The sequence below is a fragment of the Aeromonas sp. QDB62 genome (assembly GCF_027705695.1).
GTDB lineage: Bacteria > Pseudomonadota > Gammaproteobacteria > Enterobacterales > Aeromonadaceae > Aeromonas > Aeromonas allosaccharophila.
Map to the genome: position 1 here is coordinate 1 of NZ_JAPDCD010000120.1, position 1,202 is coordinate 1,202.

Genomic DNA, 1,202 nt, shown 5'->3' on the forward strand with positions numbered 1-1,202 from the left:
GCTGCTGGGTAAGGCTGGAGACAGTGTCGGTCTAGAGAGAACGATCAAGGTCAATACCAGCAAGAGCCGAACCTATTGGCGTTGTTGATCAAATCCGTCGCTGGATGGCCGTTCCCCAACCCGTTGATACCACTCAATTCACTGGCTGGCGAACAGGCATACCAAGCCCTATCAGCTTGTTCATCACCTTCACGCCAGCCAGGATTTCGCCCACCTGGGCGTTGTAGTTCCGCAGGCTCAGCGTTGGCCCGATGAGTTGCTTGAACCGGTACATGGCGGTCTCGGCTATCGAGCGCTGGTGATAGCCGGAGTCTTGCTTCCATTGCTTCAGTTCACCGGCCTTGAGCGCCGTCACCGCCTCGTTGCGGGGATGGCCTTCCTCCCACGGTGCCGCATTTTTTCTCGGCGGTATGGTGGCTTTCGCCCCCTTCTTCTTCAGTAGCGCATGACAGGCCTTGGTGTCATACGCACTATCGGCGCTGACCTGTTTTATCTTGCGTCGTAAGGGGTTGAGCAACGTCGGTAACACCTCGTTATCCGCCACCGTCTCCAGGCTGACTTCGGCAGCGATGACCGCATGGGTTGTGGCATCCACCGCCAAGTGGAGCTTGCGCCACACTCGTCGCTTCTCCTTGCCGTGTTTGCGAATTTTCCATTCGCCTTCGCCATAGACCTTGAGGCCGGTGGCATCAATGACCAAGTGAGCCACCGGGCCTTGGCTGGGGACGCGGTACTTGATGTCGACGGTCTTGGCGCGCTTGCTGATACAGCTATAGTCCGGCGACTGCAAAGGCACCGCCATCAGTTGGAACAACGAGTTAATGAAGCCTTCTAGCGCCCGCAGCGGCAACTTGAACAAGCCTTTTAGCATCAGGGCAGTCTCAATGGCGGTGTCACTGTAGTGGAAACCTCTCCCTCGGCGGCCATGGTGGACCAGGCAATGCCACTGCTTAATGGCTTGTTCGTCCATCCAGATGGTCAACGAACCGCGTTGCACCAAGGCTTGGTTGTACTGCTGCCAGTTGCTGATCTTGTGCTTGGACTTGCCCATCTGATGCTCTCGGAGACTGCGCTACAGGATCAGATCACCGAGATGACAGATAGTTCCCCGATTTGAGCAACAAGGCCGAACCTATTCGTTCTTTCGGCAAGGGGTCATCTATTACCAGTTGCTACCTAAAATGAAAGAAGCCAATGCGGTC

1 protein-coding gene is annotated in these 1,202 nt (G+C 56.1%); it reads right to left on the bottom strand.

Going from position 1 to position 1,202, the window contains the following annotated elements; genetic code table 11:
• Positions 1-133 precede the first annotated feature (133 nt).
• Positions 134-1,051 carry an IS5 family transposase gene (locus tag OKC27_RS22690; protein ID WP_270806749.1) on the bottom strand — a complete coding sequence of 306 codons (918 nt, stop codon included), beginning with the start codon at positions 1,049-1,051 and terminating at the stop codon, positions 134-136.
• Positions 1,052-1,202 lie beyond the last annotated feature (151 nt).

Excerpts from the sequence above, each read along its gene's own strand:
- OKC27_RS22690 (WP_270806749.1), bottom strand. The coding sequence starts at position 1,051 with ATGGGCAAGTCCAAGCACAAGATCAGCAACTGGCAGCAGTACAACCAA.